17 protein-coding genes are annotated in these 17,941 nt (G+C 68.3%); 11 read left to right on the forward strand and 6 right to left on the reverse strand.

Annotated elements, in window-relative coordinates; genetic code table 11:
* Window positions 1–28 precede the first annotated feature (28 nt).
* Window positions 29–1,054 carry a lasso peptide biosynthesis protein gene (locus tag HUA76_RS13210; protein WP_174461021.1) on the forward strand — a complete coding sequence of 342 codons (1,026 nt, stop codon included), beginning with the start codon at window positions 29–31 and terminating at the stop codon, window positions 1,052–1,054.
* Window positions 1,055–1,066: 12 nt separating this feature from the next.
* On the opposite strand, the gene HUA76_RS13215 is transcribed toward HUA76_RS13210, so the two are convergent.
* Window positions 1,067–2,092 carry an arginine N-succinyltransferase gene (locus HUA76_RS13215; RefSeq protein ID WP_141647287.1) on the reverse strand — a complete coding sequence of 342 codons (1,026 nt, stop codon included), beginning with the start codon at window positions 2,090–2,092 and terminating at the stop codon, window positions 1,067–1,069.
* 356 nt (window positions 2,093–2,448) lie between these two features.
* Between HUA76_RS13215 and HUA76_RS13220 the strand changes: the two genes are divergently transcribed.
* Window positions 2,449–3,471 carry a polysaccharide lyase gene (locus HUA76_RS13220; protein ID WP_254614150.1) on the forward strand — a complete coding sequence of 341 codons (1,023 nt, stop codon included), beginning with the start codon at window positions 2,449–2,451 and terminating at the stop codon, window positions 3,469–3,471.
* Window positions 3,472–3,549: 78 nt separating this feature from the next.
* Here the strand turns inward: HUA76_RS13220 and HUA76_RS13225 are convergent, their stop codons facing one another.
* Window positions 3,550–4,299 (reverse strand): hypothetical protein, encoded by a 750-nt coding sequence (locus tag HUA76_RS13225; protein WP_174461023.1) that lies wholly within the window; start codon window positions 4,297–4,299, stop codon window positions 3,550–3,552.
* 127 nt (window positions 4,300–4,426) lie between these two features.
* Between HUA76_RS13225 and HUA76_RS13230 the strand changes: the two genes are divergently transcribed.
* The 3 genes from HUA76_RS13230 (at window position 4,427) to HUA76_RS13240 (ending at window position 7,014) form a co-directional block, all read left to right on the forward strand.
* Complete coding sequence (locus tag HUA76_RS13230; RefSeq protein ID WP_174457873.1) at window positions 4,427–4,891, forward strand: MarR family winged helix-turn-helix transcriptional regulator; 465 nt, start codon at window positions 4,427–4,429, stop codon at window positions 4,889–4,891.
* 49 nt (window positions 4,892–4,940) lie between these two features.
* Window positions 4,941–5,705: a hypothetical protein gene (locus HUA76_RS13235; protein ID WP_174461024.1), complete on the forward strand. Its 765-nt coding sequence runs from the start codon at window positions 4,941–4,943 to the stop codon at window positions 5,703–5,705.
* A 79-nt stretch (window positions 5,706–5,784) separates the two neighbouring features.
* Window positions 5,785–7,014 carry a hypothetical protein gene (locus HUA76_RS13240; protein WP_174461025.1) on the forward strand — a complete coding sequence of 410 codons (1,230 nt, stop codon included), beginning with the start codon at window positions 5,785–5,787 and terminating at the stop codon, window positions 7,012–7,014.
* 66 nt (window positions 7,015–7,080) lie between these two features.
* Here the strand turns inward: HUA76_RS13240 and HUA76_RS13245 are convergent, their stop codons facing one another.
* Window positions 7,081–8,025, reverse strand: coding sequence for a haloalkane dehalogenase (locus HUA76_RS13245; RefSeq protein WP_174461026.1), 945 nt, complete (start codon window positions 8,023–8,025; stop codon window positions 7,081–7,083).
* A 67-nt stretch (window positions 8,026–8,092) separates the two neighbouring features.
* On the opposite strand from HUA76_RS13245, the gene HUA76_RS13250 reads away from it, so the two are divergent.
* Window positions 8,093–9,004: a LysR family transcriptional regulator gene (locus HUA76_RS13250; protein ID WP_174461027.1), complete on the forward strand. Its 912-nt coding sequence runs from the start codon at window positions 8,093–8,095 to the stop codon at window positions 9,002–9,004.
* Window positions 9,005–9,015: 11 nt separating this feature from the next.
* Here the strand turns inward: HUA76_RS13250 and HUA76_RS13255 are convergent, their stop codons facing one another.
* Window positions 9,016–10,449: a hypothetical protein gene (locus HUA76_RS13255; protein WP_254614151.1), complete on the reverse strand. Its 1,434-nt coding sequence runs from the start codon at window positions 10,447–10,449 to the stop codon at window positions 9,016–9,018.
* A 153-nt stretch (window positions 10,450–10,602) separates the two neighbouring features.
* Here HUA76_RS13255 and HUA76_RS13260 point away from each other — a divergent pair, with 153 nt between their 5' ends.
* The 5 genes from HUA76_RS13260 (at window position 10,603) to HUA76_RS13280 (ending at window position 15,982) form a co-directional block, all read left to right on the forward strand.
* On the forward strand, window positions 10,603–12,126 hold the full coding sequence (locus HUA76_RS13260; protein ID WP_174461029.1) for a pyridoxal-dependent decarboxylase: 1,524 nt from the start codon (window positions 10,603–10,605) through the stop codon (window positions 12,124–12,126).
* A gap of 162 nt (window positions 12,127–12,288) precedes the next feature.
* On the forward strand, window positions 12,289–13,884 hold the full coding sequence (locus tag HUA76_RS13265; RefSeq protein WP_371823469.1) for a serine hydrolase domain-containing protein: 1,596 nt from the start codon (window positions 12,289–12,291) through the stop codon (window positions 13,882–13,884).
* Between the two features lie 59 nt (window positions 13,885–13,943).
* Window positions 13,944–15,227, forward strand: coding sequence for a TIGR04013 family B12-binding domain/radical SAM domain-containing protein (locus HUA76_RS13270; RefSeq protein WP_174457882.1), 1,284 nt, complete (start codon window positions 13,944–13,946; stop codon window positions 15,225–15,227).
* A 63-nt stretch (window positions 15,228–15,290) separates the two neighbouring features.
* Complete coding sequence (locus HUA76_RS13275; RefSeq protein WP_141647275.1) at window positions 15,291–15,629, forward strand: hypothetical protein; 339 nt, start codon at window positions 15,291–15,293, stop codon at window positions 15,627–15,629.
* Window positions 15,630–15,730: 101 nt separating this feature from the next.
* Complete coding sequence (locus HUA76_RS13280; RefSeq protein ID WP_141647274.1) at window positions 15,731–15,982, forward strand: hypothetical protein; 252 nt, start codon at window positions 15,731–15,733, stop codon at window positions 15,980–15,982.
* A gap of 3 nt (window positions 15,983–15,985) precedes the next feature.
* Here the strand turns inward: HUA76_RS13280 and HUA76_RS13285 are convergent, their stop codons facing one another.
* On the reverse strand, window positions 15,986–16,414 hold the full coding sequence (locus tag HUA76_RS13285; protein WP_141647273.1) for a hypothetical protein: 429 nt from the start codon (window positions 16,412–16,414) through the stop codon (window positions 15,986–15,988).
* 200 nt (window positions 16,415–16,614) lie between these two features.
* Entirely contained in the window at window positions 16,615–17,901 is a 1,287-nt protein-coding gene (aceA, locus tag HUA76_RS13290) for an isocitrate lyase (RefSeq protein ID WP_174457883.1), read from the reverse strand.
* Between the last annotated feature and the right edge of the window lie 40 nt (window positions 17,902–17,941).

Raw genomic sequence — 17,941 nt, forward strand, 5'->3', positions numbered from 1 at the left:
CTCAAAACGCCGCAGACTGGGGAGCCCCGTGTCCGTCCTGCTCGCCCTCCTTGTCCTCGCTCTCCCAGTGAATCCCGTCAGCCCTGAAAGTGAGGGTGTCGGGGGTCCGCCTCGGAGGGAGGAGGCGCGCTTCGTCTTCTCCTGGCGCGGGGTGCCGGTGGGCACGGTGACGTTGACGCAGGCCGCCGGACGTTTCACGTATCTGAGCCGGCACCTGCACACACGAGGACGTGAGCACGGGGAGCGTCGGCGCGAGGCCACGCTGGAGGTGGATGCCGCGGGTCGGCTCCCGGGCCGGGCCGTGGTTCCCCAGGCGCTGTGGCTGTGGCGGGGGCCTCCCGCGCCGGGCTGTGTGACGGGACGCGAGGAGCTGTCTGGCCGCGAGGGCCCGCACTGCGTCACGGGGGGGAGGGCGCCGTGGGTGGAGGGCACGCTGCTCGGAACACCCTTCCGGGCGCGCTACGACGCGGGCGGACGCATGGACGTGCTGGAGGTGGGCGAGTCGCGCTTCACCGTGGCGGCGCCGGGTGAGCGGCTGCGCGCCCCGCCGGACTTCTTCGCGAAGGGGCTGCCGGTGGAAGGCGAGACGGGGGCGCTGGCCATGGTGCCCCCGCTGGAGGTCCCCTCGACACTGGATGGCATGACGCCCTGGACGGTGGGGGCGGCGCGGGCCCTGTCGGCGAGGGTGCACGCCGCGTTTCCGGAGAAGGGGCCCGGCGCGGCGGACTGGAGCGAGGACGGGGCGGGGGAGGCGGGCGGGTGTCTGGCGCACGCGCTTCGCTTCGCGGCGTGGGCGCGGGAGAAGGGCGTGAAGGTGGCCCTGGTGCACGGACTGCTCGTGGTGGACGGAGGGCCGGCCCGGCCCCACGCCTGGGTGCGCGTGGCGCTGGTGGGAGGGGGCACGCTGGATTTGGACCCCACGTCGTTGGATGACGTCCGCGCGGACACGCACCTGGCGCTGGCGCTCGCGGAGGCGCGCGGCCCGGCGCTGGAGGCTGGAGCGCGGTGGTTGTCGCTCTTGCGCGGGGCGCACCGGGTGGTGCGCCGGCCGTGAGATGGGCGCGGGTTACTCGAAGGGGATGATGGACAGCTTCGCGCCCGCGTCGGCGCCGAGGATTTCCTTGGCGCGGGCGGGCAGGTAGGCCACCGTGTTGTCGAGCCGGGCCTGGCAGCGCACCGAGCGGAAGCGGTTGCGACCGGACTCGCGCTCGTAGGCGACGAGGATGTCGTCCCCCTCCATCTCGAAGTCCTCGTCCGCGAGCTTCACCGTGCGGTACTTGCGCACCAGCGACACGTCGGAGGTGTTGGCCTCGAAGTGCGGACCGCCGTCGAACGGGTCGATGCGCTCCACGTACCGGAAGCCGATGCGCTCCAGCATGCGCTGCACGCCGCGCGTCTGCGGCCCCACCTCGCCCAGCACCTTCTGCACGCGGTCCGGGAAGAGCGACGCGTAGATGTCCGACGCGGGGAACAGCTCCTTGATGAACTCCTTGTTCTGCCGGCTGAGGCGGTCCGCCTCCAGGTACGTCAGGCCGGTGAACTTCTTGCCGCACGCCTCCCACAAGAGGCTCCGCCCGTCGGGGAGCAGGGGCGGGAGCAGCTCCGCCAGCACGCGCGGGCGGAACAGCCGGCGGTGCATGGCGAGGAAGAGGAAGCGCACGTAGGACAGCTGCTTGCCGGGCTTGTCCGGCGTGGCCCGGTACGGCGGGTCCACCACGAGGCCGCCGATTTCGGTGGGCCCCTCGTAGTTGTAGGCGATGGACAGCACTTTGTGCCGCAGGTGCCGCTCCAGGGAGGCGGAGTAGTGCTCCCGCTCGCTCACCTCGTAATAGATGTGCGGCGCCTCGTACGTGCCGTGCTGGGCGATGATCATCGACGTGCCGATGATGAGCCCGTTGCGCACGTCCTCGAGGACGAAGAGGTACTCCCGCTCGAAGGGGTTCTTCACCTTCCCGGCGAAGCTCTTCACCGACTTGTCGATGATGTTCTCGAGCGTCTCCTCGTTGTTCGGCAGGTTCACCGTGTTGAGCACGGCGGCGAGCCGCTTGAGGCCGGCCAGGTCGGTCTTCTGGACGTCACGCAGGACAAGCATGGGTGCACCCGGGACGCCCCTGGAATGGGCGCCGGAAGGGGTGGGGACCATACACCACACCACCTGCCGGCGGTCAGCTCACGCTCGCTTGTTTCCTTGTGTGACGCGCTGAGTCATTAGGTGAACTATCCGCCCTGGCAGGCACGCGTGGCCCACGCACGGGCTCGCGCGGGGTGAAACATATATCAAACGTCCAACCCCCTGACTGGACGCTCGCCCTGTTGTCAGGCGAGTGGGAAGAAACGGTGGGGGGAATGAAGCGTGGAATGCTTTCGGCTACCGTGTGTCGACCGTTGGCTTTCAAACCTTCGCAAGGACGCGTGCCATTGAGAGTCTTTGTTCCTGGAATGCTTGCGATGTGGATGCTCCCCAGTCTGGCGTTCGCCGGAGTCGTGTGGCGCGGTGACTTCGAGACGGGCAACCGCTCGCAATACTCGAGCGAGCAGGTGGTGAGCTCGGACCGGTTGTTGGTGGTGACGAACCCGGTGGCGGAGGGCAAGTACGCGCTCAAGGTCACCGTGAAGCAGGGCGACGACCCCATCAACTCCAGCGGCAATCGCAACGAGCTGGTGTACCAGGGCAAGGAGAAGGAAGGCTCCGAGTATTTCTACCGCTGGAAGGTGATGTTCGCGGCGGACTTCCCCAGCGTGGACACGTGGCAGCTCTTCACGCAGTGGCACCATGACGGGTGCTGCGGCTCACCGCCGCTGGAGTTCTACGTGCGCGGCGAGGAGATTCGCATGGCGCTCAACTACGACTCCACCATTCCATGGCGCGGCAAGCTCCAGCGCGGCGTGTGGCACGAGTTCATCCTGCACGTGAAGTGGTCCTCCAAGGCGAGCACGGGCTTCGTGGAGCTCTGGCACAACAAGGAGAAGGTGCTGGCGAAGAAGAGCGCGGTGACGATGTACGCGGGCCAGAACAACTATCTGAAGCTGGGCCTGTATCGCAGCGACACGGTGAAGCCGGTGGGCGTGCTGTACCACGACGGTTTCATCCAGGCGACGACGCTGGCGGACGTGCTGGACACGACGCCCACGCCCACGCCGGATGCGGGCACGCCTCCTCCCGCGGATGCGGGGACGCCCACGGTGGACGCGGGCCCTCCTCCCCCGACGGACGCGGGCACGCCCACGGTGGACGCGGGTCCGCCGGTCGACCCGGAGCCGGAGGAGCCCAAGGACGCGGGCACTCCGCCTGGGAGCGATGCGGGCACGTTGCCGGAGGAGGGACCCGGCGGAGTGCTGCCTCCCACGGGTGTGACTCCCGATGGCTCGGACGGGGAGGCCGCGGGCTGCAACAGCGCTGGCGGGCCGCTCGCGGGGCTCGCGCTCCTGGGGTTGATGGGCCTGGCCTGGGTGCGTCGCCGGCGCTCTTGAGGCTCGCGCCGGGACGCTGTGCTCATCGACGCGGACTCGGGGGCTCGCCGCTGAAGCTCCCGAGTCCTGGGTCCGCGCTCACAGCTCCTGGGCCTGCGCGCGCTTGAGCTCCAGGTCCTGGGTCTCGGAGCGCTTGCTCAGGTGGGGCTCGAGGTAGCGGCTCACATAGTTCAGGGTGAGCCGCTTGGAGTCGGGCTGCTGCCAACCGGAGAGCTGGAGCTTCGTCTCCGAGTCCTTCCACGTCTTCTCCAACTGGTAGTCCGTCCTGGCCGCGAGCGCCTCGATGCGACGCCGCTCCTCGTAGGCGTGGTCGTCCCCGGTGGTCCGGGAAAAACTCGTGCCCTCGCCCAGGCTCAGGTTAAGGGACTCCGCCATGCGCAGGCGCTCCTCCGCGTCCTCGGCCGTGTCCCGACGCGAGGTGGGCGCGCCATACTTCATGCTCAGCAGCTCCGAGAGCGCACCGAAGTCCTCGCGCAGGGGCGCGTCGGTGTCGAAGCGCAGCGACACGGTGGCGAGCTTGTTCAGGGTGAATCTGAAGTCCACCGTCGCCAGGCGGTCCGTGACGCGGGTGGTGACGCGAAGGTCGCCTTGGGACGAAGTCGTCCGGGCCTCGGGATGGAGCGCGCGGACCTCGTCGGGGGACATGCCCCAGCGGGTCTCCTGGAAGCCGCTCTTGCCCCGGTAGTGGGCGAGCTCCTCCGCGGCGAAGGCGTCATTGGAAGCGCGGATGGCCTCCCGGCGCTCCAGCAGCGCCTGTTGTCGAGCCGAGGTTCCGCAGGCGGTGGCGAGCAGACACAGGGGAAGAAGTCCGGCGAGGGCGCGAAGCATCACGGGCTCCTGGAGGCGTGGGTGCGCTCCTGGGACGTCACGGGCCTCCGGAAATTCACGGGAGTTTCGGAAGCGCGGGAGACGCGGTTGATTGACAGCCATCTGTCAATCAGACAGCCTTCTGTCCATGGCGAAATACACGACGGCCGGGTCGACGTTCACGGACCTGGTGCTCGAAATCTTCCGGAACAACGGCCTGCTGCTCGCGGCGGGTGAGCGCCTCTCCGAGCCGTCGGGGCTGACGAGCGCGCGTTGGCAGGTGCTGGGTGTGGTGGACCATGAGCCGACGCCGGTGGCGAACGTGGCGCGCACCATTGGATTGACCCGGCAGAGCGTGCAGCAGACGGCGGACGCGCTGGAGGCCGACGGGCTGGTCGAGTACCAGGACAACCCGCACCACCGCCGGGCCAAGCTCATCGCCCTGACGACGAAGGGGCGCGAGCGACTGCGCGAGGTGGAGGCGCGTCAACTGGCCTGGGCGAACAAGGTGGGAGGCCGGGTGTCCGTGGCGTCACTGAAGACGGCGCTGGGGGCGCTCCAGGAGGTCCGGGAGGCGTTGGAGCAGGACGTCGCCGTGGCGAGCGAAGCCTGAAACCGTTGCTCCGTGTCCGGTTGGCGTGCTGCTCAGGAGAAACCCTCTCATGGATTGGCCCCTGGTGTTCGAGTTCATCCGGCAGCGCGACCCGGTGTTCCTGTCCCGGCTGGAGGGGGTGCCGGACGCCGCAATCGCGACCCTGACCGCCGGACGGGACGTCACCCTGCCTGGGTTCTATGTGGAGTTCCTGCGGCGGATGGGGGGTAGCAGCAACGACTACTGTCCGTTTGGCGCCACGCAGGACCACCGCTTCTCCGCCATCGCAGAGCGGCTCGGCGAGGACGACGACGCGCTGTCCAGCCGCTTCTTCCCCGTGGCCCTCGAAACCGACGAGTCGCAGGTGGCGTTGTATGACCACTACCTCGACCTGCGGCGCGCCGAGGATGATGACGTGCCGCTCGTGGTGCTGGAGCAGGGTGTTTCGCTCGACTTGCAATTACCCGTCGAGTCCCACGAGACCTTCGGCGAACGCATCACCACGAGCGTGTTCAGCCACTTCGAGCTGCGCCTCCGTGCGCACCACGAAGTGGTGACCCAGGGCTGCGAGGGAAGCGGGGTGTTGCCGCGGGCCGTGGCGCTGCTGCAGCGCGCCGGGTTCGTGCCTGTCCTGCCATTGCTGGGCCGCGTGGCCTGTTTGCAGGCGGGGCCGCTCTGTGTGCATGCCCAGTTCGATGAGAACCCCGCGCGGCTGACGCTGCGGCTCGGTGGCGATGACCCGCTGGCCCTGAAGCAACTCGCGGACCGGTTGTTCGCGGACCTGCCCGGTGCGCGGCGACCCCGGCAGCCGAAGGGGCCGCGCGGCGTGCGCTGAACCCCGGGGCGCTCAACCGCTCCGGTGGAACAATCACACGCATGGTGAATACAGCACAGGTGAGTCCGTCATCAGGTGTATGCACGACATCTTGCGCAGCACGGTGCTCTCCGCACTGTTGGCCACGTCCGCGACGGCGTGGGCCGAAACCCCTGTGTCTCCCGCCGCCACCGTGTCCCCGGTGCCACTGATTGCCCTGGTCCCTGGGAAGGTCCTCCATATCGACTCGCGGGGCTCGCGAACCCTCGCGGACTGCGAACAGGTCGAGGAGCACCGGATGTTGGGTGGGCCCGACAAGGGCAAGTTGTTTCGGGAGACCGAGCCGTGCTCGTTCTGGTACCTCGCCGTGCATCCACCCACGGGACGCTGGGCGATGGGTGTTTCGGTCAGCGGGGATATCGGTACGACTCGACTGGTGAGCATGACGCTGTCGGGTCGGAAGGTCGAGGTGCCCACCGACAAAGCGGGACGCGCCAAGGAGGGCAACCTGCTCGTGATGGGGGACCTCGAGGGCGTCGTGGCCATCACCCCCGGAGTCCCGGCGCAGTGGACCAGCAACCAGGTCCAGCACTCGCAGCGTCCCGAGTTGTTCACGGCAGACGGCTCTCGTGTGCTCGTCGCCAACGGGACCTTGACCACCGCGGACTGGTGGAGCTGGAGCTTCGGGCCCAAGCCCGAGGGCGTTCGCGTGTTGCCCGCGCATGTGACGGACACCGCGAGCAACGACCTGGTCCTGGGGGAGTCGCGCACCGTGGTGCGGCACGAGCGTGGCGGAGTCCGGGTCGCCACGCTGGACCCTTCGGGCACGAAGCCCTGGAAGCTGGGCTCCCCCATGAAACAGAAGCGGAAGGGACTGCTGACACCCGTGGTGTTGGGGGACTCGATGGTCTTCTACCGCGAGGGGACACAGGACGAGGGTATGAACTGCGAAGGTGCGGACTCGGCCACCTATCGTCGCCTCGACCTGCGCACCGGCCAGGAGAAGGTCTGGCGGACACATGAGACGTACTGCAGCGGCTTCGGAATCGCTGCGGCGAGTGCGCGGCGCAGGACGGCGTACTTCATCGAGAGCAACTACTTCTCCACCGGCGTTTCCCAACTGTATGAGTACTCGCTCGACGGGGATGAGGTCCGCGAGCTGAAGGCTCAAGGCATGGAGGGGGTGCACGACATCAGCGAGGACGGGCGAACGCTCGTCCTGTACGCGAGGGGCGGCGTCCTCAACGTGTACGACAACGACACGGACGAGTTTGCCTGGGTGAGCGGCCTCGAGAAGGTCACCGACGCGGGGCTTCTCGACCTGCGCTGACGCGGCGTGTGTACGCCAGCATTCGAGGTGCTGGCGTGCAAGTCGAGTCACACGTCGCGATGGGGCTCACCAGCCGTGACGGTCGAGCCAGCTTCGGAGCGCGCGGGCGATGTCGTCGGGCGCGTCCTCCGGCGCGTGGTGTCCCGCCGGGGGGAGCGGAACGATTTCGAGGCCCGGGAGGGACTTGCGTACCCACTCGATGACTTTCGGCGCGCTCAGGCCGGTGTCCCCGAACGTCAGGAGGAGTGCGGGCTTCACGGAGGGATGGGCAAGCCACGCGTCATAGCGCTCGATGACGGCGATGACATCGGCGGGTTCTCCTTCGATGGGAAGCTCACGCGGCCACTGAAGCATGGGGCGCCGTGACGCGGCATTGGGGTAGGGGGCGTAGTAGGCCTCGCGGGCGCTCTCGGTGAGGCCCGTCTTGACGCCATTGGCGAGGGAGCGTGCGAGGAACTCGTTCTGCTCCAGCACCATCTTCTCGCCGACGCCGGGCGTACGCAGCGCGCGGAACAGTTGCTCACCCTGTGGCGTCGAGTCGCTCCAGTTCATCGACCGGAAGAATGTCTCGAAGACCACGACGCCCCGCACGCGGTCCGGATGTCGCGAGGCCCAGTCCAGGGCGAGCACTCCGCCCCAGTCGTAGCCGACGAGCACGACGTCGCGCAGGTCGAGCGCGTCGAACCAGGCGTCGAGGTACCGCGCGTGGTCCGCGAAGCGATAGGCGATGTCGGGTTTGCCGGAGCTCCCCATCCCGATGAGGTCGGGCGCGAGGCAGCGGCCCCGGTCGGCGAGCTGTGGAGTCACCTTGCGCCACACGTACGAAGACGTGGGGTTGCCGTGGAGGAACACGATGGGCGAGCCGGTGCCCTCCTCTCGGTAGGAGATGAAGGAGTCGAGGACGGGGGCCTGGTGGGTGGTGGGCATGGGCGTGCGCTGGGGAAGGACAGGTGGAGACGTGTGGCACGCGATGAGCGTGCCGGTGACGAGCCAGCCGAGCAGTCTGTGCATGCGCCCAATATGCGGCCGGTGAGACCTTCCTGGCCGTGATGATTCGTGAGCAGTAACCTCACGAGCCATGAGCATTCAGATAGGGGCCATCGACCTCAATCTCCTCCTGGTCCTCCACACCGTGCTCACCGAGCGCAGCGTGGTGCGCGCGTCCGAGCGGCTCCATGTCACGCCGTCGGCCATCAGCAACAGTCTGGCCCGGCTCCGCGCCCTGCTCGGGGACCCACTCGTGACGCGGAAGGGACGTGGCATCGTCCCCACGCCGAGAGCGCTCGCGCTGGCCCCCGCCATTGGCCGTGGGCTTCGAGAGATGGAGCTCGCGCTCCATGAAGTCCCTTTCGAGCCGCTGCGGTGCAAGCAGACCTTCACCCTGGCCATCGCCGATGCGGGACAGCTCACGTGGGTGCCGCGAATCGCGGCGCTGATGCGCAAGGAGCTACCGAACGCGCGCCTGAGCGTGGTCGGTATCGATTCCCTCGTCTCGCTGGGGGACCTGGGGTCGGGGCAGGTGGATTTGCACCTGGGCGTGGCGGGACAGGGGGCGGGTCTGCACTTCGAGCCGTTGTTGACGGAGCGCACCGTGCTCGTGGCTCGCCGAGGGCACCCGGTGCTGGGCAAGCGCCAGTCGGCACGGGCGCTGGGGGGACTCCGGCATGTCCGCGTGGAGATGGTGCCGGGAAAGGGCTTCGGTGACGCCGTTGGAGCCGCCTACGCACGTGCGGGCATCCCGCGGGAGGTCGTCATGACGGTGCCCACGTTCACGGCGGCGGCGGCGGTCGTCGCCGCGACCGACCTGGTCGCGACGTTGCCAGAGTCGCTCGTACACGAGCACGGCGCGCGTCTCACGGTGCATCCGGTCGACGCGCCGCATCCCTCACATTCCGTCAGAATCTCGATGTGCTGGCACGAGCGCACCCACGCCGACCCGGCCGCGCGCTTCTTCCGCGAGCTGGTGCGGCGCGGTGTCCTGGCCGCGTGAAGTGGCTCGGCTCAGCGCTGCCCTGACTCCAGGCCTGGACGGTCGCCGAAGAGCTGGACCCAGCGCCCGTCGAAGCCGCCGCTCGTCGGCGAGTACCACGCGCCCGGCAGCCAGAAGCCATGCTCCACGCCGTCATTGGAGTCCGTGAAGCCCGTGTGCACGAAGTAGTCGTGCTGCCACCAGAAGGAACCCGGCGACGTGCTGTAGCCGCTCGCGCTGGCCCGAGTCTGGCCACGAGAGTCCGCCACGCTGCTGGCATAGGCATTGTCGTGGAAGGCGTTCGAGCCACCCCCGCCGAAGTCGGACGCGCTGTCGTTCAGCTCGAACGTGCCCAGCAGCCACTTCTTCGCGATGTAGCCCTCGCGGTCATCCTCGTTCTCGATGTCGCGCGTCTGCGGGAAGAAGCGCTGCATCCCGGCGCTCACCTCCGTCTGTCCCGCCTCGTTGACGATGGCGCTCTCCAGCCAGAAGTCGATGGGGGATGTGTCCTTCCAGTGCGTCGTGTAGCCGCCGTATTGCCAGTGCGTGGGCAGGATGTCCGCGAGGTCCTGTAGCTCGTACGTGATTCGCTTCACGTTGGGCCAGGTGACGGTCTTCCCGTTGTCGTAGCGGCTCGCCAGCGCGTCCGCCGTCGCATACGTGAGCGCCCGCGCGCCGAACGCCGCCACCGCGTCCGCCGAACCCTCCGGCACGAAGGCGTAGTGCACGTTCTTCCTACCATCGTTGTTGACCCCGGCCTCCGCCTTGCCCGCGCTCGCCATGCGGCCCGCGAAGAACGAGTAGGGGTCCGTGCAGAAGCGCAGCTCCTGTCCATGAGCCGCCGCCAGCTTGTCGGACCACTCCGCCTGCCAGATGAGCAGGTGCTTGCCCGTGGCCGTCTGCATGAAGTTCAGGTCCACGTGCCCCGCCCGGCGCACGACGTTGCGCTTGTGCTGCGTCACCACTCCGTAAGCAACGGACTCACCACTGCCCGGGTTGCCCACCACGTTCTGGACGAGCAGCTCCACCCGCTCCCAGTCGTGGAGCTGGTAGTCCCCGGCCGCGTTCTTATCGAGCGCGTGATACACGTGGTAGATGAGGACGAGATTCTTGCCTCCGTCCATGAACTCGATGAGCGACGTGTACAGCGTCGGCCGGATGCGCCAACCGTCATAGGCGCTGGGGCCTGTACGAGACGCGTCGACGTACTGGGGGATCTGCTTCCAGTTCAGCTTGTTGTTCGAGAAGTTCCCATCCCGGTCGAAGTCGAAGTTCGTCACCCAGTCATAGCCGTGCCGCCCGTCGTTCCCGTTGCCGCGCTTGAGGATGACGGGCGCGTAGTACTGGAGGAACGCTTGTCGCTGCGCGCTCGTCAGGGACCAGGCCTGAGCGCGGGCCTGTGTGGGCCAGCACAGCGCGGCGAAGGTCAGCGCGAGCACGCCGTACAGGCCGAGCCCTCGAAACATCGGAGCACGTCTCGTGGTGTCTGGAGTCATGCCCCCGAGCAAACCATGACTCTTCCCATATCAATGTTGGGAAAACGTGAATAAGTGCATTTCCTGAAGGGATGGCGCTGTGCGTCGCTTGAAGCTTCACGGGGCCCGTGTCAGGAACCGCGCATGCGCGATGACTCGACTGGCGGTGATGGAGGCGTGCCCCACCTGAGCCCGGAGGAGTTCCGGAAGCTCGGTCACCGGATGGTGGACTGGATTGCCGACTATCAGGCGCGGCTGGAGTCCTTCCCGGTGCGCTCCCAGGTGGCGCCTGGTGGCGTCGCGTCGAAGCTGCCCGAGCATCCTCCCGAGGAGGGGCTCGCGGGTGAGGCCGGCTGGGAAGGCATCTTCAAGGACCTGGAGGACATCATCCTGCCGGGGCTCACGCATTGGCAGTCACCGTCCTTCTTCGCGTACTTCCCGGCGAATGCCTCCGGGCCCGCCGTGCTCGGAGAGCTGCTGTCCGCGGGCCTGGGCGTGCAGGGCATGCTCTGGTCCACCAGTCCCGCCGCGACGGAGCTGGAGACGCGTGTGCTCGACTGGCTCGCGGAGCTGACGGGCCTGCCCGAGGACTTCCGTTCCACCTCCGCCACCGGGGGCAGTGTCATCCAGGGCACCGCGAGCGAGGCCACGCTCGTCGCCATGGTGGCCGCTCGCGAGCGCGCCCGTCGTCACGGCGCTCCCGCTGATTCCGAGTGGGTGGCCTATGCGTCCACGCAGGCGCACTCCTCCGTGCTCAAGGCGGCCATGTTGTGTGGAGTGGCCCATGGCGCCGAGGACACGACGCATGTGCGGCTCATCGAGACGAGTGCCCGCTACGGGATGCGGCCCGAGCTGCTGGAGCGCGCCATCCGCGAGGACCTCGAGGCGGGGCGCGTGCCCTTCTTCGTGTGCGCCACCGTGGGGAGCACGTCGTCGGGCGCTGCGGACCCGGTTCGCGCGGTGGGTGAGGTGATGGCCCGCACGCCCATGCGTGCGTCGGGCGGTTGGCTGCATGTCGACGCGGCCTGGGCGGGCGCGGCGCTGGTGTGCCCCGAGCACCGGGACCTGCTCGATGGCATGTCCGGGGTGGACTCGCTCGCGTTCAATCCGCACAAGTGGCTGCTCACCAACTTCGACTGCAATGCCTTCTACACGCGGGACAGGAAGGCGCTGCTCGATGCGCTCAGCGTGACGCCGGAGTACCTGCGCAACGCCGCGAGCGCGAGCGGCGCTGTCATCGACTACCGCGACTGGCAGGTGCCGCTGGGGCGCCGCTTCCGCGCGCTGAAGCTGTGGTTCGTGCTGCGTCACTATGGCGCGAAGGGCCTGCGGGCCCACATCCGTGAGCACGTGCGACTGGGGGAGCGCTTCGAGTCGTGGGTGGCCGAGGATGAGCGCTTCGAGGTAGCCGTGCCCCGCTCATTGTCACTGGTGTGCTTCCGTTTGAAGCCACTCCCTGGCGAGCCTCCTCAGGCCACGGACGCGCGCAACCGGGAGCTGCTGGAGCGGGTGAATGCCTCGGGCAAGATGTTCCTCTCACACACCGTGCTGCATGCGGTGGAGGGCACGCCTGCTCGCTATGTGCTGCGGATGGCCATCGGGGCTTCGATGACGCAGGAGCGACACGTACGCGCCGCGTGGGAACTTCTCGCGTCGTCCGTCGGCTGACGTCCTCCAGGAACACGGCCGAGGGGCGCGCGCCAGGGGACACGTCCGTGTGTCCCTTTACACGGCGTAATGAAATGCGACGGAAGGCGAAGCGTTCTCTCGCCAGCCAGGCAACTGGTTGTCGCGGTACCCCACACCCCCGTCGCTCTCCTGGAGTCCTTCGTGTCACGACGTGCCCTGTTCCTGCCGCTCTGCGCGCTGCTGGCTTGCGCCCACTCCCAGCCGGTCTCTCCTCCATCGGCCGCCGCGGCCTCGACGGTGTCTTCTCCAGAGGCCAGCGCCGCGATGACGCGGGCCTGGATGGCCCAGCACGCGGGGGACGCGGCGAAGGGGCACGCCGAGCTGCGACAGGTGTGGGACGCGGGACACCAGTTCGAGGAGGTGGCTCGCGCCGCCGCGGGCATGGCCGCTGCTTCGGGCGATACGGCCATGGCCATGACCTGGTTGGAGCGGGCGCTCGACAAGGGACTGGCCGACCCGTCGGGCCTGCTTCACGCCAAGACGCTGGCCTCCCTGCGCACACTGCCGGGTTACGACGCGTTGGTGGAGCGCGCCCGGAAGAACGCGCTGGAGGCCCGGCGCGCCTGGGGCGTGGGCGCTGGACTGGAGCGGAGTTCTCCCAAGGAGGCAGGGCTGTCCGAACCCGCGTTGGCGGAGCTGCTGAAGGCCGCCGAAAAGTCAGGCTCCGCGGGGCTCGTGCTGCTGCGTCACGGCAAGCTGGTGGGGGAGTGGTACTTCGGCGGCGAGACGCATCGCATCGAGGCCATGTCCGCCACCAAGGGCATGGTGGCGCTGGCCATCGGCCTGCTCATCGACGAGGGGAAGATTCCATCCGTGGACACCCCGGTCTCCGCCTTCTTTCCTGAGTGGAAGGACGGCCTCAAGGGCAAGGTGACGCTGAAGCACCTGCTCAATCACACGTCGGGACTGGCCTCGAATCGCACCGCCTTCGACATCTACGAGTCCAAGGACTTCGTGCGCTACGCGCTGGACTCCGAGGTGGTGGACGAGCCCGGCAGCAAGCACGCGTACAACAACAAGGCCACCAATCTCGTCGCGGGCATCGTGGAGCGCGCGTCGGGTGAGAAGATGGATGTGTATCTCGCGCGGAAGCTCTTCACTCCGCTCGGCATCCGCGACTTCCGTTGGGACAAGGACCCGTCGGGCAACCCCGTGGGCATGGCGGGCCTGCAGCTCCATCCCGTGGACTTCGCCAAGGTGGGGCAGATGCTGCTCCAGGGCGGCACGTGGAAGGGCCAGCGTGTCCTGAGCGCGTCGTACATCCAGGCGTTGGGCGGTGCTCCCGCTCAGCCGCACACGCCCACGGGGGGACTGCTCTGGTGGCTCCTCTACGAGCAGGGCATGTCCGTCACGCTCGGTACGGACATGCTGGAGCAGGCTCGACGCAACGGCTTCCCCGAGGCTCCGCTGGCCCGGCTGCGGGACCTCGCTGACCGCCCCATTCCGCAGGGCGTGTTCCTGGCCACGTTCGTGGAGAAGCTGGGAGACGCCTCCCTGCTCACTGACTTCATGGAGAAGTCCGCTCCCTACAACTTCAAACAGAACGTGGAGGGCCCGCCCAGCGGTTTCGCGGCGATTGGCCAGGGCGGACAGCGTGTCCTCGTGCTGCCGAAGTACGACCTCGTGGCCGTGCGCATGTCGGACTCCGATGAGCGCGTTCCCGACGAGGCCCTGGAGTTCTCAGAGTTCACTGGCAAGGTGCTCGACCTCGTCCGGCCCGCGCCCGCCGCGCGCTGAGTCGCCTGCTCTCTCGGAGTCCTCGCGGCTGGGGCCATGTGGCATCATGGTGGACGCTCATGGTGCCGCACCGTCCCATCTCGCTCGTCCTCAGCTATCAGTACCCGGGCAAGTACGCCTTCACCGTGCTGGCGGGCGCCGTCGAATCCGACCCCGCGCTCGCGGACGTGAAGCTGTTCTTCCCTCGCGACAGGGAGACCCTGCTCTCCACCGTGAAGGAGCGCGCCGACGCGGGCGACACCGTGGTGGCCGCGTGGTCCTTCTACTCCGCCAGCTTCGCCGTCTCCGCGGAGGAACTCGCGTGGGTGCGCGAGCGACTGGAGGGCCGCTCCGTCCTCTGCATCGCGGGCGGAGTTCACGCGACGGCCGAGCCCGTCCAGACGCTCCAGGCCGGCTTCGACCTCATCGCGATTGGGGAAGGCGAGTACTCGCTGCGCGAGCTGCTCGGGCGCGTGCAGCGCGGAGAAGACCCGCGTGACACGCACGGCGTGGCCCACCTGAAGGACGGCAAGCTGGTGCAGCACGGCCGGGGCGAGGGCGTGAAGCTCGACGACTTCCCTCCCTTCGCGGCCCGTCACGCCATGTTTGGCGCCATCGAGATAACGCGCGGCTGCATCTACGCGTGCCGCTTCTGCCAGACGCCCTTCATGAGCAAGGCGCGCTTCCGCCATCGCTCCGTGGCCAACATCGCGCACTGGGCCCGAGAGCTGCGGCGCTCGGGGCGGCGGGACATCCGCTTCATCACGCCCACGTCCATGTCCTACGGCACCGCCGACGAGACGATGAACCTGGCCGCCGTGGAGGAGCTGCTCGCCGCCGTGCGCGAGGCCATGGCTCCCGATGGGCGCGTGTACTACGGCACCTTCCCCTCGGAGGTCCGTCCCGAGCACGTCACACCGGAGGCGCTCGCGGTCCTCAAGCGCTATGTCCACAACGACAACCTCATCATTGGAGGGCAGTCCGGCTCCGAGCGCATCCTCCAGGCCACGCGCCGCGGCCATGACGTGGAGACGGTGGTGCGCGCCACGCGGCTCGCGGTGGAGGGCGGCTTCGTCCCCAACGTGGATTTCATCCTCGGCCTCCCCGGCGAGACGCCCGAGGACGTGGAGGCCACGGTCTCCCTGATGGAAAAGCTGGGGAAGCTGGGCGCGCGCGTCCACGGACACACCTTCATGCCGCTGCCCGGCACGCCCTATCGCGACGCCGCGCCAGGGCGGGTGGATGAGGAGACGCAGCGCAAGCTGGACACGCTCGCCTCCCAGGGCCGGCTGTATGGCCACTGGAAGCAGCAGGTGGCGCTGGCGGAGGGCATCGCCTCGCGACGAAGGCCCCGGGCGGGCTAGCGTCCCTTGCCCGCGTCACTTCCTCGGGCCCGCGAGCGCTCAGGCGCTTAGGATGGGTGCGCGATGTCCTCCGACGAGACCCCTCCCTACTGGTTGCTCATCTCCGTCCTCTTCAGCTCCCAGCCGCTGACGCCCTCGCTCGCCATGACGCTGCACCAGACGGCGTACGAGCTGCACGAGCGGGGAGAGGGCGCGAAGGACGTCGCCGGGGACATGCTGAGCGGCAAGGTGCGCAACCTTCGCAAGGACGTGGCGCTCGGCGGCATCGCCGGTCCTGCCTTCGAGGCGGACATCGAGACGGAGCGCGGCTCCGGCGTGGTGCGCTTCATCCTCACGCGCCAGGGCCTGGAGATGATGCGTCAGCAGCCCGCGACGCCGCCTCGCCCGAAGTACCTCAACTGAGGTGACGGGGGGCTGCTCGCCGGCTCTCTCGCTGCGCGAAGCGTCCCGTCGTCCCCACCTTCGAGTCACGGGCTGAGTGCACCCTCGAAGGAGCGACCCCCATGGACCCGAAGGAGTATCTCCAGACGCCGCTCGGAATCCCCCTGGACCCCGAGAAGCAGAAGGACCCGGAGGCGGATGGAGACCGGGTGCCCGCCGAAGGGCGCGCCGAGTTCCTCAACGACATCACGGGGCAGGACGGCGGTCAGCGCACGGAGGTGGGCCATCCGTATGATGGCGCCGGGGACCTCCAGCAGGGCCAGCGCGCCGAGTACCTCAAGCGCGCCGAGCGCAAGACGACGAAGAAGCGCTAGCGACTAATCCAGCGACACCTTCGTGCGGTTGCCCATGTGGAAGATGGAGTTGCTCAGCGTCGCGGCGGACAGCTCCGCCAACTCCATCATCACCTTCTGCTCCTCCGCCTCCTTGGAGCCCGCCGCCGGCGTGGACGCGGCCTGCGCGCCGTCCGCGGAGCTGGCGTCCTTGGCCACGGGGGGACGGCCCACGGCCGACAGGTAGGAGTTCAGCAGCCCGCCGTGCGAGGAGCCGCCCACGGAGTTGAGCGCCGACTGCACCACGAGGCCGCCCGTGGACATCAGCGGATCACCCGGGCGGTTCGCCGCCGACATCATGTTGTTGTTGTGCTGCTGCATCACCGCGCCGAAGCCCGCGCGCGAGGCCGCGGCGTTGGCCTGCGGAGTGGGGACCTGGACCCGAGGACCGGTGAGGTTGTTGATGCGGCTCATGGTGGGCTCCTTGGCAAACCGAGGGCGCACGAAGCGCGATTCTCGGAGGTCTGCACACATTATCGCCCGAAGCCCCGGGAAGTTGCGTCCGGGCGCGCGGAGCCTGCCCGCTGGCCAGAAAAACGACCGAAGGCCGCGGACTTACGGGCAGGGTGCCCAGGTCCACGGCCTTCGGATGGATCAGCGGAAAAGGCGCCCGATTAGAACTGGTGGGCCTCGGTGGACTCGTGCAGGGCCAGGGTGCTGGCGGAGCCGCCGGAGATGACCTCGGCGACCTGGTCGAAGTAGCCGGTGCCGACCTCGCGCTGGTGACGCGTGGCGGTGTAGCCGTCCTTCTCCGAGCCGAACTCGCCCTGCTGGAACTCGCTGTAGGCCGCCATGCCGCGGTCCTTGTACTTGCGGGCCAGCTCGTACATCGAGTGGTTCAGCGCGTGGAAGCCGGCCAGGGTGACGAACTGGAACTTGTAGCCCATGGCGCCCAGCTCACGCTGGAACTTGGCGATGGTGGCGTCGTCCAGGTTCTTCTTCCAGTTGAAGGAAGGCGAGCAGTTGTAGGCCAGCATCTTGTTGGGGAACTTCGCGCGGATGGACTCGGCGAACTTCTTGGCCTGGGCGAGGTCCGGGGTGCTGGTCTCGCACCACACCAGGTCCGCGAAGGGCGCGTAGGCGAGGCCGCGGGCGATGGCGCAGTCGAGGCCGCCGTTGAGGCGGTAGAAGCCCTCGGAGGTGCGGCCGTTCTTGCGGTCGATGAAGGCGTGGTCGTACTCGTCCGAGTCGCTCATCAGCAGCTTGGCGCTGTCGGCGTCCGTGCGGGCGACGAGCAGGGTGGGCACGCCCATGACGTCGGCGGCGAGGCGCGCGGCGGTGAGGGTGCGGATGAAGTGGTTGGTGGGCACCAGGACCTTGCCGCCCATGTGGCCGCACTTCTTCTCGCTGGCGAGCTGGTCCTCGAAGTGGACGCCCGCGGCGCCGGCTTCAATCATGCTCTTCATCAGCTCGAAGGCGTTGAGCGGGCCGCCGAAGCCGGCCTCGGCGTCGGCGATGATAGGGGCGAACCAGTAGCGGTCGCTCTTGCCCTCGGCGTGGTCGATCTGGTCCGCGCGGCGCAGGGCGTTGTTGATCTTCTTCACCACGGTGGGGACGCTGTCCACCGGGTAGAGGCTCTGGTCCGGGTACATCTGCCCGGCGGAGTTCGCGTCGGCGGCGACCTGCCAGCCGGAGAGGTAGATGGCCTTCAGGCCCGCGCGGACCATCTGCACGGCCTGGTTGCCGGTGAGCGAGCCGAGCGCGTTGATGTAGTCCTCGGTGTGGAGCAGCTCCCACAGCCGCTTCGCGCCGACTTCCGCCAGCGTGTAGCTGATGGGCAGGGTGCCACGCAGCTTCAGCACGTCCTTGTCGGTGTAGTTGCGGGTGATGCCCTCGAAGCGTCGAGCGTGGAGCTTGGCGTGGGGAGTGGCATCCGGGGTCGTCGTGGTGGCGTCGTACATCGCAGGCTCCTCGGTGCGGCGGTGAAGGGTTGAAGAAGAA

This window comes from Myxococcus sp. CA056 (assembly GCF_013336715.1).
Taxonomy (GTDB): Bacteria; Myxococcota; Myxococcia; order Myxococcales; family Myxococcaceae; genus Myxococcus; species Myxococcus llanfairpwllgwyngyllgogerychwyrndrobwllllantysiliogogogochensis.